Genomic DNA, 26,876 nt, shown 5'->3' with positions numbered 1-26,876 from the left:
AGCGAGTTTTTGACCGGGCAAAGCCATTCCTCTGAGAATGCGGATGAACTGAGCACGCAACAACTACATTCAGCACACCGCCTTGCCGCCAATACTCTGTTGGCTGGACGTTTTCGTGTTATTTCACAACTGGGAGCCGGCTCTCAGGCTTCAGTGTACGCCGCCCACGACACCCTGCTGGAAGTGGATATTGCCCTCAAACTGATTGATGGCACGCCTACCGATCCGCAGCATTTGCAGGGGGTGCGCAACGAAGTGGTGTTGGCCAGAAAGCTGCAACACCCCAACATTGTGCGGGTGCATGATGTGTTTGCTGACGATGAGCATGTCTTTTTCACCATGGCCTACGTGGAGGGTGTGCCACTGTATGAGCGGCTGCTGCAACCCATTAGTCGCACCCACTATCGACGTTGGTCCGAACAATTACTGGATGCCCTGCATGCCTGTCATCAGGCCGGTGTGCGACACGGTGATATTAAACCCGACAATATTCTGATTGATACCGACGACAACTTACTGTTGATAGATTTCGGTATCGGCCGGGCAGCGCAAAGCAGCGGCGATACGCAAACCAGTGGCCATGCCGCCTATTCGGCGCCGGAGGTGTTACAAACCGGCACTCCTACCGATACCTCCGACACATACAGCGCCGGTAAAGTACTGGGTGACATGCTGGGTGCGGTGGCCAATGCCCGCTTCTCTTTATCCGATACCCTGTGGCGACGCCGTCAGCAACGGTTCATTGCTAAACTTACTCAAACCAACCCGACGGCCCGCCCCGACATTGCTGAAGCCGCCGATGCCCTACGCAATACTCCTTCCCCCCGGCTGTTTTCAATAGTCGCAGCGGCGGGGGTAGTTGCAGTGCTGGTGATTGCCACAGTATTGGTGGTGCGTCAGCCGGGCGAGCAAGCTCCCGCGCTGCCGGATCGCACGTTACAGGTGGTGATGGTGCACGATCCGGCGTTCCCCTTGCTGGGCACCATGGCCGATATTCTCTATGGTCCGTTAGCCACTGAACCGGAATTGGCCATTATTCCCCCTGAGCAAGCCGAACGACTGGTGGAAAACCTGGCCATCCAGCCCTGGGAGGTCAGCGCCGAACGCGCGGATATGGCTGCGTCACTCGGGGTGGACGTAGTGGTGGTACTGGATGCCGTCCCGACCGGATCCCGCGCCTATCTGATGCGGGGAACCGCGCGGTTTATGCCGGTGGACAAGACTTTGGTGGATGTTACTCACGAAGTCCAGACGGCGACCCTTGATGCCGATATTCAGCAGTTCGCAGAAAAGCTAGTGGCTGCACTTTACGATGAGCTGGAGGTAGACTCTCCGCAACCTAACCTGGCCTATATGGCAGCATTACGGGGTACCGACTCCCAATCCGCACCGGACCTGGCCAGTACCGTGACAGCCTTGCAGGAAGAATACCCCGAATATCCGGGCGGCTGGCTGGAAGGCGCACAAATAGCGTGGGAAGACGGCAACCTGTTAAAAGCCCGGGAATACCTTGATGTGCTGTTTTCACTGCAGCCGGAAAGTGATTACTGGCATCTGCAAGGGCAGTTAATTCGCGCACAAATGAATGATGATCTGGCCCTGGCGCAACAGGCTGCAGACAGCCTGATTGCCCAGTATCCTGACCGCCCACGGCTGCTGGCTACCCGGGCCGCTATCCATGAATGGGCGAATAACAGTGAGCAGGCAATGGCCGACTACCAGCAGGCACTGACGCTGTCACCGCACAACGGTCAGTATTGGTTCGAGCTGGCCAGACTGGAAATTATCAATGGCGACATTGAATACGCTATTGATGAGCCCCTCACCAAGGCGCTGGTTGCATTCCGTAAAGCTGGTGACCGCCGGGGCGAGGGATTAGTCTTAAACGCGTTTGGTGTCGCGCATTTAAGGTTGTCCGACTACGCCGTGGCACAACGTTATTTCACCGATGCGCTGGCAATTCGCGATGCTGACACGAGTCCCTCTGACAGAGCGACGACCCTGGCCAATCTTGCCAACGTGGCAGCCATTAACGGCGAATTCACTGTAGCGGAAGATGCGCTGAGTGAAGCATCCGATTTACTGCAGGCTATCGGCGACAGAGCCCGCCTGGCTCACGTTCTCGATACTCTCGGCTTTCTGTACGAGGAGCGTGGGCGCTACCAGAAGGCCCTGGGGTTTTATAAGCGCGGTTTAGATATTCGGGTGCAGGAAGATGATAACGCGAAGCAGGCGGAGAGCATGAGCAATGTGGCCTACATGCACTTTTTAACCGGCGACTTCTCTCTGGCCGAAATTTACTGGCAGCAAGCCATTAACCAGTTCGAGAAATTAAACGATCAGGCTCATTTGCTGCGGACCTGGCAAAACATGGCCCAGTTAAGTTTGGTCAAAGGCGACAATCGCGCCGCCACCCGCCTATTGTCAAAGGTTGCCGACGCACTCACAACAGAGCAAACCCAGGAGCAAATGTACAACAGTCTGCTGTTCAGTTATTTACACTTTAATGAAGGGCGTTTAGATGATGCCGGCAAGCATATGCAAAATGCCCGCAAACTGGCTGATGACAGCAATGACTCCCGTGCGTGGGTGGCCATCACCTTATGGCAAACGGAAATGTGCGTCATGACCGCAGACTGGCAATGTGTGGAATCACAACTTCCTCGCCTGCAACAGGAAGTTACCCCGGATATGCTGGAAGCGTATGCTGTACTCGGCTGGCTGACCACGGCCTACCGACTGGAAACCACTAGCGCCGACCAAGTCAGCGTAGATGAATACCTGACAACCCTGAGTGACCTGAGTATTCCGGTAGTCACCGAGCTACAAATAAAGCTGGATTTGCTGGAGCGCATGCCGGCACTGGCAGACACAGATGTGATGCAGGGCGTAGGCGATAAGGTGGCTCCACGTTATTATCAGGCGTACTTGCAGTGGCTCTACCTCCAGGCCCTGGCGGGGGAGCAACAGGATACGCTAACCCAGCAACTGGCAGCCCACCCTGACTACTGGCGTAATCACCTTTATTACCAGGCAGTAGAGGCGGACGAAGGGCAAGCCAGGCAGCAACAATTAACTGAGAGCTGGCTTAGTCAGCTAACCGAGAATCAGGCCGAACAGTACAGGCAAACGTATCTTGAGCAACAATAGCACTGCACATGACTTACAAGAGATCCTGCGCCAACAGGCGCTTCTGAAACGCCGCCTGGATGAAGAAGAGCAAGCCCTTACCAGCCTAGCCAAGCGGCTCTGGGCCCAACAGGAAACGGAAAAAGCCCGCTTATCCCGGGAGCTGCATGACGGCGTGGGCCAGCTGCTTACCGGCCTGACCCGGCGTCTGCAGGGGCTGTCAAAAACGTCTCCTGAGCTGGACGAGCTGTGTAACATTGCAGAGCTGGCATTAAGCGATGTCCGTCAGCTATCCCGAATGATGAGTCCGACTATCCTTGACGATCTTGGCCTCAAACCCGCGATTAAATGGTTATGCCGTAACCTGTTCGAACACGAGACCGCTGATATTCAGGTTTCTGTCGAACTGGATTTGGATATTCCCAAAGATATCAGTATTCTATTGTTCCGAATTAGCCAGGAAGCGTTGGTAAACTGTGTTAAGCACAGTCATGCCAGTAAGGTAACATTATCACTGGCATCCCATCACAATGTTATCCGCCTGGACATTGCAGATAACGGCGATGGGTTTGATCCAACCAGCATCGAGCCGGGGATAGGACTCACCAGCATTGCTGATCGTGCCAAGGCGTTTGACGCGGAGTACACACTCACGTCAACACCGGGTAAAGGCACCCGAACCACAATCAAGGTACCGGTATGACCATAAGTGTAGTACTGGCTGATGATCACGTACTCATGCGCCAGGGCGTTAGCCAGATGATTGAAGCCGATCCCGATTTAACAGTAGTAGGTGAATGCGGCGACGGAGTGGAGCTTATCGATCAGACTCTGAGGCTCACACCGGATGTGGTGGTCATGGACATTTCCATGCCAAAAATGAGCGGCCTGGTAGCCATCGATAAGCTGCTTAGCCAGCGGCCTGACACCCGGATTCTGGTGTTATCCATGCACGATGAAGTGGAATACGTGGAGGCCATGCAGGGTGCCGGTGCTAAAGGTTACCTGCTGAAAGAATCTTCGGGCGACGAGTTGATTGCCGCAATTAAAAAAGTAGCGCAGGGTAAAACCGTCTTCCCCAATGCAGATACCGGCCAGTCTGAGATTTCTCCGGCTGCCCGTCGCCTGAGTCCGCTGAGCGCCCTGACCCGACGGGAACGGGAAGTATTTTTTCTGGTCGCCGCCGGCAATACCAGTAAAAAAATTGCCGAACTATTGGATATGAGTTTGAAGACGGCAGAAAACCATCGCAGCAATATCTATAAGAAGCTTAATGTAAGCAGTTCCGCCGAACTTATCCGCATGGCCGGTAAAGCCGGCTTACTGGAATGAAAAAGCCGACCCTGTGGGCCGGCTCTCTATTGGACGCTATCCGTTTAACTTAGTTAGCAACCTGTCTGAACTGACTGATTACATAAGCGGCTTCACCACGCGATACCACTGCTGCTGGCTCGAAGTAAGCTTTCAGGGTGGGCTGAGTATCAAACGCGCCCTGCTCTACTTCTACCCGCACTTGGAACAGACCCATAGCTAGCGCTTGCTGAACATAACCGCGCATTTCCGGGGCAACCTCATCGGTATCAGCCACAACCACTGCCTGGTCAAACACTACCGCAACAATGTCATCATCCGGATTGAATGCCTGTGCCTGTTCCTGCAGACCCAGCGCCTGTACCATCGAATAAGCCATCGCTTCGCGGTTAACTTTTCCTTTGGTATCAAACACGTCATTAGATGAAGGCATCATTAATGGCGCATCGGTCATGGTTTTATCCGCTAACACACTGCCGGTGGCCGTTACGCTATTAATCGCAGCAGCATTATTTTTGTTGCTGTCGAAGAACTGCTGTGTGTTACCCGCCAGTGCCTGACGCACATCAGCGGACAAAGTCAGGGCATCGGCCAGTTCACCGCGGCGCAGAGGCGCGTCTGGTTTAAAGCCATTCCCTTTTGCATCCATCAGACGCTGACTTACCACGTACTCAATGAATGGCTGTGCAGGGTGGCCCTGGGCATCATCAATACCGGTGTAACCATCGGTTACCAGCAGGCGAATATTTACTTCATTAGTACCGGGCACGCCTACACCATTGGTCAGGCCAAGCGGATCAACACTCACGCCACTGATACTGCCAATACCGCGGCTGTACAGCTTCCACGTACCCGCCATACCAGGCGCTACTGTACCTACTGATGAACCCAGTACTGGCAGGCCGATGCCCGACCCGTAACGGTTGCCCGCCGGATCTTCCAGTACAAAGGCTGTCGCAGTTTCGATAGACGCATTGGCGATAACCAGCGACACATCCGCAGCCACTTCAAAAGTTTCTGTGGGCGACTCGCCAGCTGGAATATAGGTGGTTGAGCGTGTGAAGCTGTCGCCCACCGATACGTTAGCGAACGCATTGAACTCACGATTTAGTTTCACGGTGTCACCGTAAACTTCTTCGCCGTTTACCACCGCATTCACCGCCGCATGGGCATTTACGTAACCGGCACCGGCTTCCCACGCGTCCAGTTCCGCCATTGGCGTGGCTGTTTGCTGCAGAATACGTTTAACATCCTGCCATTGCAGGTTCGGATTGGCTTCCAGCATCAGCGCAACAATGCCTGACACGTGCGGCGCGGCCATCGATGTACCGCTTGAAATAGTGTAATACGGCAGTTGCGCAGGCTCAATCATCTCGGCGTCGTCCTGGGCGCTCAGTCCGCCCAAGCTTGACGTAGACGCACGCGCTGAAATCACATCCACACCCGGTGCAGTCACAGTTGGACGATCTTCCCAGGTGAAGACTTCGCCATCTACCACGACTTCGCCGCCTTTACCGTCTACACCCCGAGAGCTGAAATCAGCCAGGTTGCCGTCTTTATCACCGGCTGCCACGGTAATAACCCAGGGCGCCTTCTTAAAGTTACCGGTAATCGTCGATTCACCCGGACCCGAGTTACCCGCAGAAAACACGGTAATAATGCCGCGATCCGCCAGCGCTTTCGTGGCTACGTTGGTAGGATGATCAGGGTTGAAGTCAGATCCGGTATCACTGGTGCTACCGAACGAGTTAGAAATCACCCGGATGTTGTAATCGTATTGATGCGTCAGGGCATAATCGAAGCCACCCAGAGTGTCCAGAATGAACAGCCCGGCGCCCGAACCGTAACCAATGATGTCTGCGCCCGGCGCTACACCGGCATGCAGGCCACTGCTCTGCGCACCATTGCCGCCTACGGTACCCGCTACGTGGGTTCCATGACCGCCGCCGATATCCGTGTTCGCGACATTTTCCTGATAAGTAATCGGCGCTAAATCGCTGAAGCTACGCAGGTTTGTTTGCGCCAGTACGTTTTGTACCACATGGTCGGGGAAGGCCAGATCGGAGTGAGTGCCATCCACACCCGAGTCGTTCACGACCACCGCGATACCGCGACCAGAAAAAGGGATACCGTTGTTCCGTAAGTCACGGTCGGCGCGCAGTGCCTGTACCCCGGTAATTTGAGTCGACTCGTGGTTTTCCAGTTCCAGCTCATCGTTATGCCAGACAGATACCACATCATCCCGGGCATAAAGTGCGTCAATCTGCGATTTAGTCGCCAGTACCCCTACAATGGGCAGGTTACCGAGCGAAACACCTACATTAATACCCAGTGCATCAAGCGCGCTTAACTGAGCTGCTGTGGGTGATCCATTCCCCTCAAAAGTTACAATAACCTGTTCCAGGCTTTGCGGATTTTCTGCAAACAGTGACGCCAGGTCGCTGTCATAAGTTTTCGCCATTGCTGTGCCAGCGGGAAGCGCTAGTGCAACAGCGACGGATAGAAGAGATTTACGGCTAAATACGTTCATTGGACACCTCATGTCTTAAGTACCCAGTTAGTATTCCCCAGCAAATTCCCGTCGCCTATGGGGGGTTACCCCCACATTAACAACTTAATAACAAATTGCGGGCAAAAAAAAGCCCTCATCGTTGAGGGCTAAGGGATCCACAAAGACCTTTCCAGGGGGCCGTGGAGGGGTAAATCAGCACAGATACGCAGCCTATTCAGGAACTGTCGAATCCGTCAGAACTATTCCAGCCGGCACCGTGCCGGTAACCGTGAATAGCTACTCTCTCCTATCCCACCGGGGATGACTATAGGGGCATCCCCCTAGATAACAGATAAATATAGTGTCTCTCGGTGCCCGATGCTCTGCGTAAATAATTTTCAGGCATAAAAAAAGGCCACCGAAGTGACCTTTTTCTTGTTAAGTGCTAATCAGCGATATTATTCGATGATTTTGGCTACAACTCCAGCACCTACTGTACGACCACCTTCACGGATTGCGAAGCGCAGACCTTCGTCCATCGCGATAGGCGCAATCAGTTCAACTTCGAACTTCAGGTTGTCGCCAGGCATTACCATTTCAACGCCTTCTGGCAGTTGAACAGCACCGGTCACGTCAGTTGTACGGAAGTAGAACTGTGGACGGTAGCCTTTAAAGAATGGCGTGTGACGGCCACCTTCGTCTTTGCTCAGTACGTATACTTCTGCTTCGAACTTAGTGTGAGGCGTGATTGAGCCTGGCTTCGCCAGTACCTGACCACGTTCAACTTCGTCACGCTTAGTACCACGCAGCAAAACACCAACGTTCTCACCAGCACGGCCTTCGTCAAGCAGCTTACGGAACATTTCAACGCCGGTACAAGTTGTCTTGGTAGTGTCTTTCATACCAACGATTTCAACTTCTTCACCAACCTTGATGATACCCTGCTCTACACGACCAGTTACGACAGTACCACGGCCTGAGATTGAGAATACGTCTTCGATAGGCAGGATGAACGGCTTATCAATGGCACGCTCTGGCTCTGGAATGTATGAATCCAGTGCTTCGCCCAGCTCGATGATTTTCTTTTCCCACTCGGCGTCGCCTTCCAGTGCTTTCAGAGCAGAACCCTGAACTACTGGCAGGTCATCACCTGGGAAGTCGTACTCGCTCAACAGCTCACGTACTTCCATTTCTACCAGCTCAAGCAGCTCTTCATCATCTACCATGTCACATTTGTTCATGAATACGATGATGTAAGGTACGCCTACCTGACGACCCAGCAGGATGTGCTCACGAGTCTGAGGCATAGGACCGTCAGTCGCTGCAACTACCAGGATCGCGCCGTCCATCTGTGCGGCACCGGTGATCATGTTTTTAACGTAGTCAGCGTGTCCAGGACAGTCTACGTGCGCGTAGTGGCGAGTAGGAGTGTCATATTCTACGTGTGAAGTAGAGATGGTGATACCACGTGCTTTTTCTTCAGGCGCGTTATCGATTTGATCGAATGCCTGAGCTGAACCACCATAAGTCTTTGAAAGGACAGTAGTGATTGCTGCAGTCAGAGTGGTTTTACCGTGGTCAACGTGGCCGATTGTACCCACGTTTACATGGGGTTTCGTACGTTCAAACTTTTCTTTTGCCATTTCTATTATCCCAGCAAAGTTACTTTAAAAATTCTTGAAAAATCTTTACAACATGAGCTGGGGAGAAAAATGGTGCTGATAGGCAGATTCGAACTGCCGACCTCACCCTTACCAAGGGTGCGCTCTACCAACTGAGCTATATCAGCACTGATTTGGAGCGGGCAGCGGGAGTCGAACCCGCATCATCAGCTTGGAAGGCTGAGGTAATAGCCATTATACGATGCCCGCAAATCCTAATTCTCTGGCCACCTCATAAGAAAGTGGTGGAGGGGGCAGGATTCGAACCTGCGAAGGCTGAGCCGGCAGATTTACAGTCTGCTCCCGTTGACCGCTTGGGTACCCCTCCAGATTGATGGTGCCGACTGCCGGAGTCGAACTGGCGACCTACTGATTACAAGTCAGTTGCTCTACCAACTGAGCTAAGTCGGCACTGCATCAAGTGGGTGCGCATTCTAGAGTAACATGTTACTCAGTGCAATGCCTTTTTCGAAAAATTTTCATTTTTCTGTTTGAGTGATAAATCTTTAACCAATCAAACATTTGTTGTTATGCAAAGAGGTCTCTCTTCGCATAGCGGGCAAGGCCTTGCACCACCAAATTCGCGACGGGGATGCTACCATTGCTCTCTGGGAATGCAAACAGTTTTTTGTCCCCACCGCCTATAATTACATCAAACGGTGTTTGTTTGCTGTTTAAATAGGCAATTGCGCTTCTGTAGATGCCTTGTGTGGCCGCCAGACACCCCTGCGCCACCCCGGATTGGGTGGTATTTCCGGCCGTTAATGTGTCCGGCATCGTGTCATCGCCAAATACTTTTTTGGTGGATTCAATGAGTCCTGTACGCATGCTGTGGAAACCCGGCGCTATCCAACCGCCTAAATGTTGACCTTTACTTACAAAGTCAACGGTAATAGCCGTGCCCACATCCATGACACAAAAGCTGTCTTTTTTTGTCATTCCCTGCGCTGCCATGATCCCTAACCAGCGATCCACGCCCATCGTGTCGACATTGGCGTAGGCATTGGTAATGCCGAACGTTTCCTTTTCGGTGACGATTTCTTTAAATCCCAGTCCTGCCTGCTCACAGTGGGCGCCGATATAATTGGCCACCGCATCATCCCGTACGCTGCCTAAATACACGTGAGTGACTTTCAGCGCCTCCAGTGAGGCTACAAACGCCCGGTGCGTGGTATGCACGGCAGGCTCTTTGTCCATCTCACTCATGCGACACGCCTTGATCAGGGTGTTGCCCACATCCACTAACAACACATTCTTTTCACTGGCCACGTAAACTTACCTCCCCGCCATGGAACCGGGTAATGCCGTCACGGGTTTCTACCAACAGCGCGCCACTGGCATCCACCCCGCGATCCACGCCGGAAAAGCGTTTCTCACCCATCTGCAACACGATTGTTTTATCGGCGTATAAATCCATCGCTTGCCATAAATCCACAAACGGCCCGAACCCCTGTTGACTGAATTTCGGCAACAGGTCGCACAAGGCGTGGATAATAGCGGCGGCTAATGAGTTTCGATCCGGTGCAAAACCAAGGAAGGCAGCCAGGTCGGTATGGGGCTGCCCTACATCATACTGATTCTCCGGCATACACACGTTGAGACCAATACCAATCACACTGTGGGCCGTCGCCCCAATCTGACCTTCAACTTCAATGAGAATGCCGGCGAGCTTTTTACCCTGCAGGTACACATCATTAGGCCATTTCAGTTGCGCATCATCAACACCTACGGCCTTAAGTCCTTCACATACCGCCAGCCCCACCAGCAACGACAGCCCGGCCATACTCTGATAACCGTCAGGAAACGACCAGTACATAGAAAACGTCAGACTCCCGCCCACCGGCGCCAGCCACTCACGACCGTGCCGCCCCCGGCCCGCCGTCTGGACTTCAGCCAGTACCACGTCGCCGTTCGCCAGGTTGTGGGGGGTATTCACAATCCGCTTTTTCATTTCAGTATTGGTTGACGGCAGCACGGCTTCCACATCCACCAGCGCCATCCGCGGACCGGGCAGGTGTTTCTTTATGGTGTCTGCGTTTAACAGCGTAAAGCCCCGCTCCAGGCGGTAACCCTTGCCTTTGACTTTGAACACATCCAGCCCCCAGTCTGAGAGTTGCGCGATGTGACCGGCGACGGCGGTGCGTGATAACCCCACCTCTTGCGCTATGGCTTCACCGGAATGAAAGTGACCGTCTGATAACACGGCCAGAATATGTTGTCTGATTAGCTTGGATGCCTGTCTCATAGATGCACCAGCCCTTCCCTGCCCACCAGCCTGACTTCGGGCTCAAGTTGAATATTGAACGTCTCGTTTACTGCCACAATAATGGCTTTTGCAAGACTTGTCACATCTTCGCCTCTGGCATGGCCCAGATTCGTGAGTACCAGCGGTTGTGTGGGGTGACAGCGTACTCCGTGGTGGGTTTTGCCTTTAAAGCCCAGCCGGTCAATCAGCCAGGCGGCGGGGACTTTAGTGTGCGACTCATCTACCGCGAAGCCGGGGACAGCGTCATAACGCGCTTTGAGGGTCTGAAAGTGTGCGTTACTGATAACCGGATTCTTAAAAAAACTGCCCGCATTACCCAGCTCCGCCGGATCAGGCAATTTGGCCCGCCGAACCCGAATCACTTCGTCATAAATGGCGGCGGGTGTGGGTGCGTTCAATCTGGCCAGTTCACCATAGGATGTTTCTGCGCGGGCTGGCGTAGGCAACAGGAAAGTAACATAAGAAATCAGCACTTTTCCGGCCAGCGCGTGTTTAAAAATACTGTCCCGGTAACCGAACTGACATTCCTCACGGGACAAGGTAAACGGCTGCCAGGTATCCAGGTGCACCCCTTCTACCTGTTCAATAAACGATTTCACCTCTACCCCATACGCGCCAATGTTCTGAATGGGCGAGGCCCCTACCGAGCCGGGAATAAGGGCCAGGTTTTCCATCCCGTGCCAGCCTTGCTGAAGACAGGTGGTGACCAGTTCATGCCAGTTTTCGCCGGCGCCCACCCGTAAACGGTGGCCGGCTGAGGTTTCATGGTGGGTAATACCGGTAATCTGGTTTATCAGAACCTGGCCGTCATAATCGTCCAGAAACAGGGTGTTACTGCCGCCGCCAAGTACCCAGTTACGGGTAGCGCGGGAATAGGCCCGCCGGCATTCATCTGGAGAGCTAAACACAGCGAGTTGTTGAGAAGAACTGGTAAGCCCGAAGGTGTGGTATGACTGCAGTGATGGCATGAAGAATACAGGTGGCTAACAGATAGCACTTATGGTAGGCGAAGCTGCCTTCGAATGAAAGCAGCGCAAGCAGATACGGCAGCTAGCGCTGGGTTTGCGCTCGTCGCCATACGAGCAGCCCGGCAAGGCCGAACAACAGCATGCCTGCTGGGGCATCCACCCGCGCCTGCGGGCTGGGAGCTGATGCCTGAAGCTCCGCAGGTGGTGCCGGCGGGGCCGCTTTGACCAGATATGTGCCGTAATTGTAAGGAGCTGGGCGTCCCTCATAATAATCATAAGAAGCGGTGAAACCTGGCCCATAGTTGTTAGTATCGCCCCGCACGTTATTGGGTTTGGCTATTTGGCTGTTGGTGCGTGCGCCCAGCATAGACAGCCCGCCCGCTTCATTCCGATAGAGGCCAAACGCATAACGCGTGTATGCGCCATTCACATCAACCATACTGCCAAATAATGATAGCCATAAGCTGGCCTCGGCATAACAGGGTAAATCAGAGGGGCAGCCTTTCAGGTATTGCGAAGACTGATTCGGCGAGTAGGTAGTAAAGACAGCCTGAAACAGCGCCGCTATCTCGCCATGTTGTGCCGCCCGCCAGCCATCGTAGCGCGTTGCGGCGTCGGTATACGCCATGCCTGAGGTCTCGGTAAGCGACAGCCAGGACAGCCCCGTTTGGTCATCCACAAAGGCCAGATTATCGCCCGCTGACCACGCATCAACGTGATAAAATGCAGCGAATGACGACATGGGCAAGAGAAGCAACATAAATACGAGAGCGCGCACGGTAAGTTCCTGTTTATTGTTATAATTTTAATAAATTAAAGCATGTTAAGCATTGCTTAAATATTAGCTATAAGTCTAATTTTGCGGCTATCTGTTGCTAATATCTTTAAAAAGTCAGACATTTTCAAAGACCACGCCCAAAAGTTTCAGTCCGTTATCATTCAGTGTATCAATGGCGAACTTCAGTTCGTCTGTTTCGGTAGTTTCTAAATCGCACACTAATACCATTGCATCGGCTTTCCGGGCCCAAATCAGGCCATCAGACACATTATTCAGGGGTGGTGCGTGTACCAGGATCCGCTGGTAAACCGTGCTCAGCTTTTTCAGCAAAGCTGCCAGTCTGGTCCGCCGCAAGATAGTCATTGGATCGTCCGGGACGGTGCCGGCCGGCAAAATAGTCAGCCGGCTTTCGTGGGGCTTAAATGCGGCCCGGCTGAAACGAACCTGCCGGCTGATCATATCGGACAAACCCACCGTAAGGCTGTCGTCCGCGTAAGTTTCATGCAGAAAAGGCGTACGCAGATTTCCTTCAATCAACAGCGTTTTTTCCAGGTTGGCAAAACTTTCAGCCAACCGTACCGTGACCTCCCCGTTATCAGTGTTGCCTTTTACCCGCGACACCATGAGTACGCTGGCCTGCTGTTCTTCACTGTGTAGCAACACCCCGGTACGCAAGGTTCGAATGGCTTCATCCATGGCATGGTGCTGGCGAGCCTGACCAATGCGCAGCGCGCTGGCTACTTTTGCTCCGCCATTGGTTTTTGGCAGCTCCGCGAGTAACGGAATATTATTTTCTTTAAGCAGCTGTTTATAGCGGGTGCGCTTATCGCTGAGTAAATGGATCACCAACCACAGGGCAATACTCACAAATACCGACAGCACCGCAATAACGGCCATGGACAGGGCCACCCGGGGCGATACCGGCCGTTGGGGGAGACGCGCGGCGTCTACCACCAGAAAGTTTTGCTGGGAACCGAGGTCCTGCAGTACTTCTGCATCCTGTAAACGACGCAAAAATACATCGTAATGTTGTTGGTTAAGCTCTACTTCGCGGCGCAGCCGGGTGAACTGAACCTCAAGGTTCCCCATGTCCGTGTGTTTCTGCCGGGCCTGCCCTATCTGGCCGGAAAGTGCATTTATACGGCTTTGCAGCGACGTGGTTTGCTCAGCCAGACCAGCACGGATATCCGCCACGGTTTCTGCGAGCTCTTGCCGTAACGTGTCCAGCGACGTTTGTACCGCCACATAGCGGTAATGCTTGGGTTTGTAGCGCTTTGCCAGTTCATCCAGCGCCACTTCCTGACGCTGGATCTGGGCGCGCAGGGATCGCACGAATTCATTTTGAGCAACCCAGGGCACCTGTAGCATCGCCGCGGGCTGACCCTCCGCACGTTGCAACTGCTCAAGACTGGCTGATAACTCACTCAACTGCTTTTCCGCGTTCAGTCGTTCCCGCATCAAAGCGACAATTTCATTTTGCAGCAGTGCCATCTCGCTGCCTACATCCACCAGCTGGTTAGCTTCTAAGAATTGTTGCAGCTGCAACTCAGATGCATCCAGCATTTCTCTGGCCGTATCAATTTGCTCACTGATCCAGTGGGAAGCAGACGCTACCCGGCCGCTTTCACGACTGGCCTGATCATCAAAAAAAGCCGGGCCGATGGCATTCGCCACCTGCATGGCAATGCTCGGGTCACGGGCAACAAATGTGACTTTCAACATATTGGTATCGGCAATCACAGATAAACTCAGGTCCTCCTGAATAACCGACACCGTATGATCAATATCCGGTACGCCCGCATTCGGCCCGTGCGGTGGCAGAAACTCGGGGGTCAGATGCAATTGCTGTGCTTTCACAATGCTTTTCAGAAACTGGCGGGAGCGGATAAATTCGATGTGGGTGTCCATTTGGCTGCCGGCCGAACCCGTGAGGGCAGCCATACCGGCAAGCGGCAGTGTATTGCTGTCTTCATTAAGCAATAAGGTACTGGACGCAGCATACAGCCGGGGCAGCGACTGCACATACATGTACCCCAGCACAATAAACAGTGTTGCGGTGAGCATAATGGCCCACTTTTTCGCCCACAAGAAACTGAACAGGTCTCCTAGATCGAACGTGACTTCCTGTGACACCGTATCTGACATCAGAAGAAGCTCTCCGGAATTTCGATGATGTCCCCCGGCAGCACCTGAGTGTCGGCGGTTACAGTTAGCAGCTTTTTCTGAGGACCACGGATCAGTTGCCAGTCATCTGATGCGGCTCGCTCACGCAGGCCGCCGGCAATGGCGATAGCCTGGTCCACTGTGAGCCCAATAACGTAATCGTAACTGCCTGCGCGGGTTACTTCCCCCTTGATATAAAACGGGCGGAACGCCTCAACAATAACGGATACCTGTGGCGCAACCAGATAATCCGCCTCCAGCATTGCGGTAATTTTTTCATCCAGCTGCTGAGCTGTCAGGCCTACCGCATGAATATCACCAATGAGGGGCACGTGGATAACGCCGTTGGCATCTACTTTCATATTGACCAGCAAATCAGGTTCATTGAATACAACCACCTTTACTGCATCGCCAATCCCCAACGGAATATCAGTCTGTTCGGCATGGACATTGATGTTCATCAAGCCCAGCCACATCGTAAACAGTACTCTATACATCTACTTCTTACCTGACGGTTATCCGGCCTGGCCGACGGCCGGACGCATTTTTCCTGCTCTGAAATCAACCTGCTTCACATTGGACTGGGCGCTGTGATCGACCGGCTGGTAGGCCAGCGGAGCTTCCAGTAACAATGCCCTGACTTCAGCTTCATTGTTGTTCAGAAGGGCAAAGTTCAGCCGGTCCAACAGCATCACCACCTCGCCAAACGAAATTTTTGCTTCATTTGCGCCCATTATGCGCGGGTGCGCGGTAGTCGTATCGGCATCGTCAATCAGCAACTCTTCATACAGCTTCTCACCGGGGCGCAGACCGGTGTACTTAAGCTCGATGTCACCCACGCCAGGTCCGTTCTCAGAGACACTTAAACCCATTAAGTGCGCCATCTTGCGTGCCAGATCGGCTATTTTTACCGGCTCGCCCATATCCAGCACATACACCTCGCCTGCGCGGCCCATCGAGCCGGCCTGAATTACCAGTTGCGCGGCTTCGGGGATGGTCATGAAGTAACGGATGATATCCGGATGGGTAACCGTGAGCGGCCCCCCTTTCTTAATTTGCTGGGTGAATACCGGCACCACTGAGCCTGATGATCCCAGCACGTTACCAAAGCGAACAATCGCAAATTCGGTATCACTGCCAAGGTCTGCCAGGGCCTGTACATATAACTCAGCGAACCGTTTGGTGGCGCCCATTACATTGGTGGGGCGAACGGCTTTGTCGGTAGACACCAATACGAACTTTTCGATTCCGAATTCGGCGGCCGTTAACGCCACATTGGCCGTGCCGAACACATTGTTGCGGATCCCCGCCGCAGAGTTATGCTCAATCATAGGCACATGTTTGTATGCTGCAGCATGGTAGATAGTTTGGATCTTGCGGGCATCCATCGTGCGGCGCAGCACATCACAGTCCTGAATAGAGGCCAGTACCGGGTACAGCTGCACGCCCGGGCAGGTTCGACTGAGCTCATGCTCTATCTGATACAGATTAAACTCTGACAGCTCAAACAGCGTCAGCGAGGCAGGATGTAAACGGGCAATTTGCCGGCATAATTCGCTACCGATTGAGCCGCCCGCCCCGGTAACCATGACGTGCTTTCCGGTGATATTCTGATTGAGTAATTCAGTAATAGGCGGCACGGGCTCCCGCCCCAGCAGCTCTTCAATTTTCACCTCACGCAGGTCGGCAATATGTTTGCCATCAGTACTGAGTTCGTTGATATCAGGGACGGTGAGTAATTCCAGCGCGAACGGCTCTAATGAGCGCAGCAGCTCTTGCCGGCGTGCCTGAGACGTATTGTTCACCGCCAGCAGTATTTTCGTGACGCCGTGCCGGGCGATCATTTTATTGATGCTGTCACGACTGTATACCGGTAACCCCACAACGCTTTTACCCTGATAACGGCTTTTATCATCGATAAACGCTACCGGCATCAGCTTGGGCGACTCATGTAACGCCAGGGCTAACGCCCGGCCCGCTTGTTCGGCACCAAAAATCAGACATTTTTCCCGCGCCCGGTACCCCAGTGTATGGGATGCCACATAAATCAGCAGACGTGGCCCGCCAATCAGGGTCAGCGCAAACGTGCAGTACATTACCGGCACACTGAGCGGGACAAATGCCCCTACCAGGGTTTTCATCACAAACAGGTAGGTAATTGACGAAGTGATCCCGGCCAGCAAGGCGGTCAGTCCGGACAGAGCAAAGTAACGCAGACTCTGACGGTAATGGCCGAGTACCACCAGCAGGCCCAGGGTGAACACCAGGTTACCGATCATCAGCACCACTTCGTCGCTGGTAATCGGGTTTGGCGATACCCCTAGTCGAATCCAGTAGGCTACTGCGAAGGCCAGCGCCAGTGCCAGCATATCCCACAAAAACAGTAAGGTGGTTTTCAGCCAGCCAGGAATAGCATGTAAACGGTTAACTATCAGCATGACCCGCCTCCTGCATTACCTGGGTAATAACTTCACAGGTCAGATCAATCTCCTGCTGGCTCAGTGTAGGGTGTATCAGAAACATCAGGCTGGTTGCCCCCAGTTCACTGGCCACCGGCAACGGCGCAGCGGGACGGTAGGATGTGTTGTCAAAGGCTTTCTCCTGGTAGATTTCAGAACAGGAGCCTGACAGACAAGGTACGCCGCGCGCATTAATGGCTGCCATAATGCGGTCTCTGTCCCAGCCGGATGACAGCTGATCACTGTTTACAAACACATAGCACTTATAGCCGGCATGACCGACATTCGTCGGTAGTGCGGGCACGCGCAAGGCAGGAAAACGTTCACAGGTTTGCCAAATTTGCTGACAATAGGCCTGCCGGGTACGAGTCCAGGCCGGCATTTTCTGTAACTGCTTGCGCCCTACTGCCGCCTGCATCTCCGTGAGACGCCAGTTAGTCCCAAATGATTCATGCAACCAGCGAAAGCCGGGGGGATGGGCTTGCTCATACACGGCATCATACGACTTGCCATGATCTTTAAACGCCCACATCACTGACCACAAGTCGCGATGGTTAGTCGTTACCATGCCGCCTTCACCGGCAGTGGTCATAATTTTGTCCTGACAAAACGACCAGGCCGCAATGTCCCCGAAACTGCCCACCGAGCGCTCGGCATAACGGGCACCATGAGCCTGGGCGCAGTCTTCGACGACCTTCAGGCCATGCTCACTGGCGAGCGCCAGAATGGCTTCCATATCACAGGGCCAGCCAGCAAGATGCACACACAGTATTGCCCGGGTTCGTGAGGTAATCGCCGGGGCGATTGTTTCGGCACAGATATTTTGCGAGTCGCGATCGACATCTACGAACACTGGCACCAGCCCGGCTAGCACAATTGAGGATACCGAGGCCATGAACGACCGTGAAGTAACGATGACTTCGCTGCCGGCAGGTAGGGCCAGCGCCCGCCAGGCCAAATCTAAGGCCACCGAGCCGTTGGCCACCGCAATAGCATACTCACAGTCAGCAAAATGCGCGAATTCCCGTTCGAACTTCCGCCCTTGCTGCCCGGTCCAGTAGTTCACCTGATTCGAGCGCATCACTTCAAGGACAGCCTGTTGCTCCTGCTCATCGTAATCAGGCCAGGGTGAAAACGGTCCGTTTAACATGTTACCCCCACTTTTTTATTTTTAATTTTTATTATTTTTGCCGGACATCCGACTGCGGTGCTCTGGTCGGGCAAGTCACTGATAACCGTACTACCCGCGCCCACAATGCTTTGTGCACCTATCCGCACCTGTTGAATAACCTGACTACCAATACCGATAAACCCGTATTCCCCCACGCACACGCCGCCCGCCAGATTAACCCCAGGCGCCAGATGCACATAGCGGCTTAACTGACAGTCGTGATCCACGGTGGCGCCGGTATTGACTATGACGCCCTCGGCAAGACGGGCCTCCGCGTTAATAATTGCGCCCGGCATGACCAGTGTGCCGTCACCGAACTGCGCACTGGTGCTGACAATGGCCTGAGGATGCACAAGAGAAATGATGCGTGCGCCGGCTCTGCTAAGACGTAAACTAACCGCTGCGCGCACCGCATTGTTGCCGATGGCAATAAAAAAGCCGGTATGCGCGCTGATTAACTCCAGGGCCGTGTCAGTATTTCCCACTACCGGCACGCCAAGCACCTCAGGGTCACAGTCGCCGTCGTCTGCCAGCATTAATTCACAGCCCGGCAGGCAGGCCCGGGCGACGTCAATAGCCACTTTACCATGACCACTGGCCCCGATAATCACCAGTCGGAATAAGCCTGTATCAGTCATGGGCTTCACCGCCTGTGTTGCCGGTGAACCGGGTCATGGTGGCCTCGCCCTGGCCAGAAATGCCGTCTCTGCGCAGCACTTTGAACACCGTTAGCACTAATATCCACATATCCAGCCACAGCGACCGGTTGTTGACATACCAGCTATCAAGCCGGAATTTTTCATCCCACGACAAGCTGTTACGTCCGTTTACCTGGGCCCAGCCGGTCAGGCCCGGTCGAACATTGTGCCGCCTGGCCTGCGCTTTACTGTATAGCGGCAAATATTCCATCAGCAACGGCCGGGGCCCGACCAGACTCATGTCACCCTTCAGCACATTCCACAAGCCCGGCAGTTCATCCAGACTGGTACTGCGCAGAAACGAACCAAACCGGGTGAGACGCTGGGCGTCGGGCAGTAAATTGCCGCGCTTGTCACGCTGGGTCGTCATCGTGCGCAGTTTGTATAACGAAAATGGCTTACCGTGCTTACCCGGCCGGGTCTGAATAAAGAAGCCTGGCGTGCCCAGCTTGCGACGCACCAGTAACACCAACACCAGTAACAGCGGCCACAGAATGAGCAGCGCCGTCGCCGAAGCCAGAATATCTATCAGCCGTTTTATCATTGCTGACCTCCGTGGGTTTTCATTACATGCTGATAGAAATCGCTCACTTCCCGGGCATTGTGTTCTACGTTCATCACCGCTGACACCTGTTCAAAAGCCTGATTGATTAGCGCCGGAGCGCTGGCCTGATTCTCTACCGCCCGGCAAATTTCGGTGGCCAGTGACGTGGGCGACTTCGCTTTGGCCATATAGCCGGTTTTCCCCGGCAATAACAGATCCGGAAAGCCACCTACATCAGAGGTAAGGGTCAAAACCCGGGCGTACATTGATTCCACCGCCCCGCCCACGTTTTCTGAATGGGACGGGTGCACTGCAAGCTGAAACTGGGGATACAGTGAAGGCACATCGTTACGCTGACCTAAAAATACCGCGGCCTCGCCCAGTTTATGGTGGGCATAGCGCTGCACTTTTTGGTAATAGCGCTGAGCACTGCCCCACGGCCCGCCCACGAACACACCTTTTACCTGCGGATGACGACGACGGACGATAGCCAGGGCGTCGATCAGATCTTCATGGCCTTTCAGGCCCCGACGCTGACCCAGGAAATATTTCGGCCCATAGAAGTACGCCACCATGCCGACAATGAAGGGCGCGGTATCATCAGGAAATAAGTCAGGCAGATTTACAGCGGTGGCCGCGGGTTTCAGGAAATCCTCTTCATTCACGCCGTAATAGGCCAGGCCGACCCGGGCCGGCGCGACGCCATAACGGGTTAGGGTATGTTGCGTCCATTTGCAGGAGGCCAGATAAAAATCGTGGGCGCCGGCGGTTTGCAAATCCAACTGCCGGAACAGCGGATGCTCCAGGTGCAATGGCCCGGGAATATGGAAAATCCGGGGAATGCGTGAGCCCCGCATGGCCAGCCGCATTAATAACGTGGAGGCAACAAAATGGCTGTGCACCAAATCCGGCTGCACCTGCTTAATACAGTCCTGCAGGTCAGCAACAAGCCCGGGAGTTTGCCACGGCCTGGCCATATTCACAGCGGGTGACAACCGATGGGCAGTTACGCCGGCTTGCTGGTATTGCGCCACCATCGGCCCGTCGGGTAACGCCACGTGCACGTCATAGCCCTGTTTGACCAGCTGAGAGGTTTGTCTGACTGCCCAGCTTGCGCCATGTGCCGTTTTTATCAGGTGGAGGACTCTCATGCTAACTGCCTCAGGGTGTGATAGAGCGCAACCCGCCGTTGCTGGAGCTGGCTGTCGTGATAATCCTGTGCCCGTTGATAGTGGCCGTTGGCCTCGGCAAGCTGTTCACCGGCAGACATCGCGAGAGACGCCTGAATGCAACGCATCAGCCCGGCTGGGTCGTCTCTGGCCACAATCCGGTCAGCCGGCAGCAGTTCAGGTACGCCGCCCACCTGGGTAGCCACACATAATCGCGACCTTGCCATGGCTTCTATCAACACTCTGGGCAGCCCTTCCTGGCGCGAGGGCAGCACAAATAAGTCGCAGGCATCAATTAACTGACGAATTCGTGCCCGACAGGCCACATTGCCCATAAAGGTTACCATGTGAGCCACCCCTAATTTTTCAGCCAGCGCCTCGTAGTAAAGCTGGAGCGAACCGCCCCCTACCCAGGTCAGTTGTACCGTGTGACGTTGCTGTTGAAACAGCTGCAAAGCCTGAAGCATAGTGTCACAGCCTTTGTAGGGTTGAGATAAGTTGCCTATACACAATAGCTGCGGTGGCCTGGAAATTGTGTAAGTACTTACTTTCTTATAGTCGTCATCATGCAGACAGATAGACGAATAGTGAGTATGGTAAGCCTGTTGCCCGGGCGGGTAACGTTGTTGCAATGCGGCGCGGGTGACATAAGAAACCGCCCCGGCGTGGCGGCACTGATAACGCAAAAGTGAGGTAAAGACGGCTTTAATCACCGGGCGCAACGCCCCGCTACTGGCGCCTTTGGCAAAGGTGTCCGCTGGATCGCCCACCACTTCCACCGCATAGCTTCCCCGTGAAGGGCGCACGATAAGTTGATGAAGCCAGCTCAGAATGCCGGGCACACGATACAGCGTCCGGCCTGCCCGGTTACGGCGCTTGCGCAAAATACTCAGCGTTTTCGGCAGCGCGCGTAAAAACTGCGTTGGTCCCACGTAGCCAGGCAACGCCACAAGCTCAACCCCCTCGCCGGTCACCTGTTGCCATTGTGACTGGGGCTCGTTCACTTCGTGGACCCGGGCAATAATAGTCAGAGTGGAAAATACACTTAAGTAGCGCAGCCAAAAAGCATACGGAAATGCGTTTTCGGTCCAGACTTTCTGTTCCCGACAACGGTAAAACCGTTTTTCAATCACCACTTCCAGTTCCATTACGCCACCCTAAAGTACAAGCGGCCACGCTGTGACAGCATCAGCAGGCCAAAAAAGAGGATCAAACAGTAAATAAACGATTTGAATAAAATCAGTGATTCACCACGTATGGCGTAAATAAAGTAGAACAAGTTGAAGTAAGTCAGCAGCACGCCCAGCGGTCGGCCCGCCAGATAGCCGCGGTAGCACACCGCCAGGAACAACGCGATAAACGCAAACAGAAAGGGCACCCCGGCCAGGCCAAAGTTAATCAGGGCCTCACCTTCAATCGAAAACCCATAAGCGCCATCATTGGCCGCCGGCGAATAAGCCCGGCTAAACCAGATCGATAACGGCAATGTAAGCTTTATTGCGCCCAGGGTGAGCATATTCACCAGCCCCGAGAAGTAGCTTTGCCCCCACATCACCTGCTGCCCCTGCTCCAGCCAGGCCAGAATATTGGAGGTCACCATGAGGTTACTGCCCTGATTGAGGAATGCGCTCAGGCCCCCGCCTTCAAACGCATTTCCCCGCCCCAGCGACATCAGGGTAAATGCGGTAACACCGCCGGTCGCGAGCAGCGCCAGTTTCATTGTAGAAATAGGGTGGTCTTTGTACAGCCAGAAAAATAGTGGCAACGCCAGCAACGCAAAGTCACGTTCGCCCATATAAAAACAGTAGGCAAAATACAGCAGCACAGTGCCGCCAACCATCCATGGCTCTTTACCCGCCAGCGCTTTACGCGGGGTCACGGTGAGTAATATAAACAGTAATAACGGCCACAAGGTGAGTAATACGTAATGGACTATGCCCACCGCCTGGATCCGCTGCACTTTATCCATGCCCGAAAACCCGATACGGGCAAAGGCCAGTGCGAACAGGGCGCAGACCGGTAAGGCCATGGCCAGTAAACAAATTTGTTTCACCAGTTTCGGCGACTTCACCACCAGGGCAAGAGGGCTTTCAATTCGGCTCAGAGTATTTGCCGGGAAAAGCGTAAGGGTGATGATCGCGAGGAAGAACACGAACGCCGCCTCGTCCAGATAGGCTTTTTGAATGCCGCTGTAAATACTGAAGCCCAGTAGATTCGCCAGATACGGACCGAAACAAAAATACAGGTAGCAGAAACAGTAAAGCGCCAGCGGCGTGACCTTGCCCCGAAAACTTATTACTTCGTACCCGATACGCGAAATCGCAGCCACACAGGCAAGATAAAAGAAACCGTGCTCCATCAGACGGTCCTCACTGCGCGGTGGAACAACACGCCGCACATCGCAAAATGTACCAGCCCGCTCAGACTCAGCACGAATAACACCGCGATGAAACCAGAGTAAATCAGACCCGCATAACTAAACAGTGCGGTTACCGCAGCATTCATCACCGTGATCCCCAGTAAGGGTTTATGCTGCTGAGTGCAAATCAGTAAGTAGTTAGCAAAGGAAAACAAAAGCGGCCCGATGGCCAGTAATAGTACCCACCGGTAGACGTCCGGGTAGGCAGGATCCAACCTTTGCAGATTGTTATGTGCCTGCCAGAATAAGTCATACAGAACAGGTAACTGAAAAAGCTGTAATGCCACGTACAACAGCACGGCAACGGCTACGCTTTTAGCCAGGCTAATTATAAGCCCTCTTCGTTCGCCCTGCTGTACGGCACGTGCCCAGCCCGGCAGCCCGGCCTGACACACCGCGTTATTAATAACCAGCAATGCCGTTAACAGAAAGCTGCTGATGGTAAAGATAGCCAGCGTGCCGTCCTGATCGTTGCTGCCCAACAGGTAGCGGGGAATATTAAAATAAACCGAAAACATTAACGCCGTGAGTGAGAGGGGCAGGAGCCGACTAAGGGTGACGGTAAAATTGCGAGGCACAGTGAGCTGAAAAAATCCCCGCCCCCAGGCACACACCACAAACAGTAGCGAGACACCCAGCAAGCCCACAGTGAGGTTTTGTGAAAACCACACCAGAGCGACAGCGGCACCTATCGCCAGCACTTTGGTCAGCGCCAGCAGACTGAGTTTACCGGCATGCCGGTTCCGGAGCTTTGCAGCAATCGGCACATCAAACGCAAACTCAGTGATTTTAGCCAGATACACCGCCATAGCCAGTAACACGGCGCCTTCAACAAGGCCTATCATGAAAGCCACGCCACATCCTGTTATCAGCAAGAGCAGACGAACTCCCCTCACTTCCGGGTCGGCCAGTGACTGTGTACTGAGCAGGTAGGTGCGAGACGGGCTGGCGAGCAATAACGACAGAGGTGCGAAGATCGCCAGCAGGTAGCTGTAATTGGCTACACCGGCTACATCGTTCTGAAATGATAACCACAACACACACAGCCAGGGCGTTACAAACGCCGTCAGCTGAAACAACAGCAAAGCCGCTGTTGTGCCGTGTCCCCCTGATTTTTGGTCGCGCATTCTTATTATTTTTAGATGGCGGTATGTTACCGCTCTTATTTTGAACTCTTACCATACGCAAAAGTGTCAAAAAAAAGAAGCGAAAACGTCAAAATTTCGACGAATGTTTAACGACATGCAGGGTTTACCCGATGTAAACATTCACTTTTGTGCGCGCACATGTGTCCCTTCACCGGACAGTGCGTAAAAAGTGCGCAACTGCGCGTGTATTTCACACCTACGCCCACACCCAAAGCTTTCAGACTTTCTAAGCAACTGATAATCAGCACTTTTTAATATGGCACAGCCCGTGAATCAGAATAATTAACCTGCGCAGTACATGCTCACGCCTGCACTGCGGTCAACTGAGGAGAATATGATGCAAACCAAACTACTTGTAACGCTTATAAGCGGTGCTATTTCGGCCAGCGCGGTTGCCGGCTCACATCAAGAGCTGATTACTGCCACCTTTGAACAGCTCGATGAAAATAGCAATGGCATGCTGACCGTAAAGGAAACCAGCAGCCATACCATTCAACAGTATTTCGATTCAATCGACAGCAATGAAGATAAACGTATTTCACGCAATGAGTTTAATGCGTATTTAGTCGCAAACCCTGAGCACTTCGATAATGATGTGCAGGATACTGCGCAACCCGGCGCACCGGGTAATTTGGCACCAGAGCCTGTTACTAAAAGAGCTAAGCAAATAGCGGACAATAAGTCGTCAGTAATAGATAAAGAAGCGGCTGAAGCTTCTGAAGAAATGCGCAGTTTAGAAGTCAAAAAGCAGGAAGTCGTTACCGATTACCAGTTTGACCTCATTGATGTAGATGAGAATGGCGAGCTGTCTAAAACTGAGTTAGAGGAGCATGGCACTGGTGAGGCGTTCGAAGAAATGGATAAAGACGATAATAAGGTGATATCCCGCACGGAATACGACACCTTTTACCAACACGCCAAACAAGACCAGCAAGAGTAAGGGTGACGGGCGCCTTACTGTGTCTGAGTACACCGCTCAGACACCCCAAGGCCATACTCGGAATTAATAAACGAGTAAGTTAACGGTTCACCTTGTGGCAGGCCGCGCAGGCGCCGGCCACTTTGCCTGCAAAGTAGTATCTGGGTTCAGCCAGAGAAGCGGCACTACGCGCTTTATCCACCGTGGCCACAAAGCTGCGCATATGGTCCTCCATAAACGGGTGGCTAGCCCCGGCCGACGCCGCCTGCAAGCTGGAGGCGACCCGCTCTATATTTGTCAACGCGGTAAGCACCTCCTCACGGATAGCGTCAGGATCGTCAGCCTGACTGTACTGCAGTGCGCCATCAAGAATACTGATATGCAATGCCATTTCATCCATGCCTGACCGTAATTGATCACGCTCAATATACTTAAAGTCGGGTGGGTAAGTAACGTTTCTGACAGACGACAGCCCGTTACTACATCCAGTGACCACTACAACCGCCAGGTATGTGCAAGCAAGTTTTGATAGCTGATTTACAACAGTCATAGCCTGTACCCTCTGTTAGACAGGAAGCAAAAATACCGTAACGGTCTCTGTGGGGATGTTGTGAAGCTAACCCTTAGTGTAGCAGTAAATACGATCCAAATTGTGATTAGGCACTGATTTAGGCCCCTTCTCAAATCAGTGCTGGCACGAGGAGAAAGGATACACCTTGCCCGTTATCCCGGGCGGATGCCCGGGGAGCTAACCACAGCTACGGTATATGTAACCCTGCGACCAGGCGTTGCAGGTGCGGTACCAGCTCCTGCTCAAACCAGGGGTGCTGGCGGAACCAGCGGTTATTACGCCCGGAGGGGTGAGGTAACACGAACCTGGTCGGGCTAAGTGCCCGCCAGTCTGACACTGCATCGGTTAGTTTCTGATACTGGGGCAGGTAATAACTTTGTGCATACCTGCCAATGAACAGTGTCAGCCGGGGTTTGATAACCTGTAAGAAGCTCTCATGCCATTTAGGTGCACAGGGTTTAAGCGGCGGCGCATCGGCGCCGTTTTTATATCCCGGGAAACAAAAGCTCATGGGAATAACCGATACACCCTCAGCGCAATAAAACTGGTTACTGGTTAATCCCAGCCAGCGGCGAAGCCGCTCCCCTGATGCATCATTCCAGGGCTTACCAGACTCATGCGCCAAGCGGCCAGGAGCCTGACTAATCAGCGCAATCTTTGCTGCTGGGTTAAGCAGAAACACCGGCTTGGGTTCATGGGTGATTAAATCACTACAAAACCGACACGCCGAAGCACGTTGCGCAAGCTGACCATTATTATTAGTGTCCCTAACTGACAAGGCTCCCTCCCGTTCCTGAACGTGTGAAAACACAATGATGCTTTAGAGTATTACCAGCAGTTAGGGCTTTGGGATTACCCGTGGGGCAAGTTATAAATTTATTAGCGCGAACTTAAGCGCATGAGGAAGATGATGAGTGGCGTGGTTTTTAATGCGCAGAAACGAAAAAAGCCCGCTCAACTGAGCGGGCTTCTTATCGAATAGGAGCTTGGCGATGTGCTACTCTCACATGG

At 53.4% G+C, this 26,876-nt stretch carries 22 protein-coding genes and 4 tRNA genes; 4 read left to right on the top strand and 22 right to left on the bottom strand.

Translation table 11 applies throughout. From position 1 onward, the window contains the following. Window positions 1-9: 9 nt before the first annotated feature. Genes OCL06_RS03545 through OCL06_RS03535 form a run of 3 tightly spaced genes read left to right on the top strand, consistent with a single transcriptional unit; the run spans window position 10 to window position 4,461 of the window. Window positions 10-3,150 carry a serine/threonine-protein kinase gene (locus OCL06_RS03545; protein ID WP_262992372.1) on the top strand — a complete coding sequence of 1,047 codons (3,141 nt, stop codon included), beginning with the start codon at window positions 10-12 and terminating at the stop codon, window positions 3,148-3,150. Then, on the top strand, window positions 3,137-3,832 hold the full coding sequence (locus tag OCL06_RS03540) for a sensor histidine kinase (protein WP_262992371.1): 696 nt from the start codon (window positions 3,137-3,139) through the stop codon (window positions 3,830-3,832). Before OCL06_RS03545 ends, OCL06_RS03540 begins: the two co-directional genes overlap by 14 nt. Then, entirely contained in the window at window positions 3,829-4,461 is a 633-nt protein-coding gene (locus OCL06_RS03535; protein ID WP_262992370.1) for a response regulator, read from the top strand. The genes OCL06_RS03540 and OCL06_RS03535 overlap by 4 nt, the downstream gene beginning before the upstream one ends. Before the next feature lie 49 nt (window positions 4,462-4,510). Here OCL06_RS03535 and OCL06_RS03530 read toward each other — a convergent pair whose 3' ends face one another. The 20 genes from OCL06_RS03530 to OCL06_RS03435 all read right to left on the bottom strand — a co-directional run bounded on the left by OCL06_RS03530 (window position 4,511) and on the right by OCL06_RS03435 (window position 24,354). Next, the gene (locus OCL06_RS03530; RefSeq protein ID WP_373318436.1) at window positions 4,511-6,970 is read right to left on the bottom strand and encodes a S8 family serine peptidase; all 2,460 of its coding nucleotides are present in this window, start codon (window positions 6,968-6,970) and stop codon (window positions 4,511-4,513) included. A gap of 419 nt (window positions 6,971-7,389) precedes the next feature. Beyond that, on the bottom strand, window positions 7,390-8,574 hold the full coding sequence (gene tuf / locus OCL06_RS03525; RefSeq protein WP_262992368.1) for an elongation factor Tu: 1,185 nt from the start codon (window positions 8,572-8,574) through the stop codon (window positions 7,390-7,392). A gap of 70 nt (window positions 8,575-8,644) precedes the next feature. Further along, window positions 8,645-8,720 (bottom strand) — tRNA-Thr (locus OCL06_RS03520). A 7-nt stretch (window positions 8,721-8,727) separates the two neighbouring features. After that, window positions 8,728-8,802: transfer RNA gene (locus OCL06_RS03515), tRNA-Gly, on the bottom strand. Between the two features lie 33 nt (window positions 8,803-8,835). After that, window positions 8,836-8,920: transfer RNA gene (locus OCL06_RS03510), tRNA-Tyr, on the bottom strand. Between the two features lie 7 nt (window positions 8,921-8,927). Beyond that, window positions 8,928-9,003 (bottom strand) — tRNA-Thr (locus tag OCL06_RS03505). 117 nt (window positions 9,004-9,120) lie between these two features. Then, window positions 9,121-9,861, bottom strand: a complete 741-nt coding sequence (locus OCL06_RS03500) for a type III pantothenate kinase (protein WP_262992367.1) — start codon at window positions 9,859-9,861, stop codon at window positions 9,121-9,123. Then, window positions 9,851-10,837 (bottom strand): bifunctional biotin--[acetyl-CoA-carboxylase] ligase/biotin operon repressor BirA, encoded by a 987-nt coding sequence (gene birA, locus OCL06_RS03495; protein WP_262992366.1) that lies wholly within the window; start codon window positions 10,835-10,837, stop codon window positions 9,851-9,853. Before birA ends, OCL06_RS03500 begins: the two co-directional genes overlap by 11 nt. Beyond that, on the bottom strand, window positions 10,834-11,826 hold the full coding sequence (gene murB / locus OCL06_RS03490; RefSeq protein WP_262992365.1) for a UDP-N-acetylmuramate dehydrogenase: 993 nt from the start codon (window positions 11,824-11,826) through the stop codon (window positions 10,834-10,836). The genes birA and murB overlap by 4 nt, the downstream gene beginning before the upstream one ends. Before the next feature lie 82 nt (window positions 11,827-11,908). Further along, window positions 11,909-12,604, bottom strand: a complete 696-nt coding sequence (locus OCL06_RS03485) for a hypothetical protein (RefSeq protein WP_262992364.1) — start codon at window positions 12,602-12,604, stop codon at window positions 11,909-11,911. A gap of 114 nt (window positions 12,605-12,718) precedes the next feature. After that, window positions 12,719-14,749, bottom strand: coding sequence for a GumC family protein (locus OCL06_RS03480; RefSeq protein WP_262992363.1), 2,031 nt, complete (start codon window positions 14,747-14,749; stop codon window positions 12,719-12,721). After that, window positions 14,749-15,264: a polysaccharide biosynthesis/export family protein gene (locus OCL06_RS03475; RefSeq protein ID WP_262992362.1), complete on the bottom strand. Its 516-nt coding sequence runs from the start codon at window positions 15,262-15,264 to the stop codon at window positions 14,749-14,751. The genes OCL06_RS03480 and OCL06_RS03475 overlap by 1 nt, the downstream gene beginning before the upstream one ends. A gap of 18 nt (window positions 15,265-15,282) precedes the next feature. Further along, complete coding sequence (locus OCL06_RS03470) at window positions 15,283-17,205, bottom strand: polysaccharide biosynthesis protein (protein WP_262992361.1); 1,923 nt, start codon at window positions 17,203-17,205, stop codon at window positions 15,283-15,285. Further along, entirely contained in the window at window positions 17,192-18,376 is a 1,185-nt protein-coding gene (locus tag OCL06_RS03465) for a DegT/DnrJ/EryC1/StrS family aminotransferase (protein ID WP_262992360.1), read from the bottom strand. The genes OCL06_RS03470 and OCL06_RS03465 overlap by 14 nt, the downstream gene beginning before the upstream one ends. Beyond that, complete coding sequence (locus tag OCL06_RS03460; RefSeq protein ID WP_262992359.1) at window positions 18,370-19,035, bottom strand: acetyltransferase; 666 nt, start codon at window positions 19,033-19,035, stop codon at window positions 18,370-18,372. The genes OCL06_RS03465 and OCL06_RS03460 overlap by 7 nt, the downstream gene beginning before the upstream one ends. Continuing rightward, window positions 19,028-19,639, bottom strand: a complete 612-nt coding sequence (locus OCL06_RS03455; protein ID WP_262992358.1) for a sugar transferase — start codon at window positions 19,637-19,639, stop codon at window positions 19,028-19,030. The genes OCL06_RS03460 and OCL06_RS03455 overlap by 8 nt, the downstream gene beginning before the upstream one ends. Continuing rightward, on the bottom strand, window positions 19,636-20,790 hold the full coding sequence (locus OCL06_RS03450) for a glycosyltransferase family 4 protein (RefSeq protein WP_262992357.1): 1,155 nt from the start codon (window positions 20,788-20,790) through the stop codon (window positions 19,636-19,638). Before OCL06_RS03450 ends, OCL06_RS03455 begins: the two co-directional genes overlap by 4 nt. Continuing rightward, a complete protein-coding gene (locus OCL06_RS03445; RefSeq protein WP_262992356.1) occupies window positions 20,787-21,956 on the bottom strand; it encodes a glycosyltransferase family 4 protein in 1,170 nt (389 codons plus the stop codon). Before OCL06_RS03445 ends, OCL06_RS03450 begins: the two co-directional genes overlap by 4 nt. Next, window positions 21,956-23,167, bottom strand: coding sequence for a hypothetical protein (locus OCL06_RS03440; protein WP_262992355.1), 1,212 nt, complete (start codon window positions 23,165-23,167; stop codon window positions 21,956-21,958). The genes OCL06_RS03445 and OCL06_RS03440 overlap by 1 nt, the downstream gene beginning before the upstream one ends. Beyond that, a complete protein-coding gene (locus OCL06_RS03435; protein ID WP_262992354.1) occupies window positions 23,167-24,354 on the bottom strand; it encodes a polysaccharide biosynthesis protein in 1,188 nt (395 codons plus the stop codon). The genes OCL06_RS03440 and OCL06_RS03435 overlap by 1 nt, the downstream gene beginning before the upstream one ends. A gap of 358 nt (window positions 24,355-24,712) precedes the next feature. Here OCL06_RS03435 and OCL06_RS03430 point away from each other — a divergent pair, with 358 nt between their 5' ends. Further along, on the top strand, window positions 24,713-25,315 hold the full coding sequence (locus tag OCL06_RS03430; protein WP_262992353.1) for an EF-hand domain-containing protein: 603 nt from the start codon (window positions 24,713-24,715) through the stop codon (window positions 25,313-25,315). 79 nt (window positions 25,316-25,394) lie between these two features. Here OCL06_RS03430 and OCL06_RS03425 read toward each other — a convergent pair whose 3' ends face one another. Beyond that, window positions 25,395-25,844, bottom strand: a complete 450-nt coding sequence (locus OCL06_RS03425; protein WP_262992352.1) for a hypothetical protein — start codon at window positions 25,842-25,844, stop codon at window positions 25,395-25,397. 208 nt (window positions 25,845-26,052) lie between these two features. Then, window positions 26,053-26,676, bottom strand: coding sequence for a uracil-DNA glycosylase family protein (locus OCL06_RS03420; RefSeq protein WP_262992351.1), 624 nt, complete (start codon window positions 26,674-26,676; stop codon window positions 26,053-26,055). Between the last annotated feature and the right edge of the window lie 200 nt (window positions 26,677-26,876).

This window comes from Alteromonas salexigens, assembly GCF_025628895.1.
Taxonomy (GTDB): Bacteria; Pseudomonadota; Gammaproteobacteria; order Enterobacterales; family Alteromonadaceae; genus Alteromonas; species Alteromonas salexigens.
Note: the sequence above shows the minus strand (reverse complement) of the source record. Positions and strands in the feature narration are given on the sequence as shown.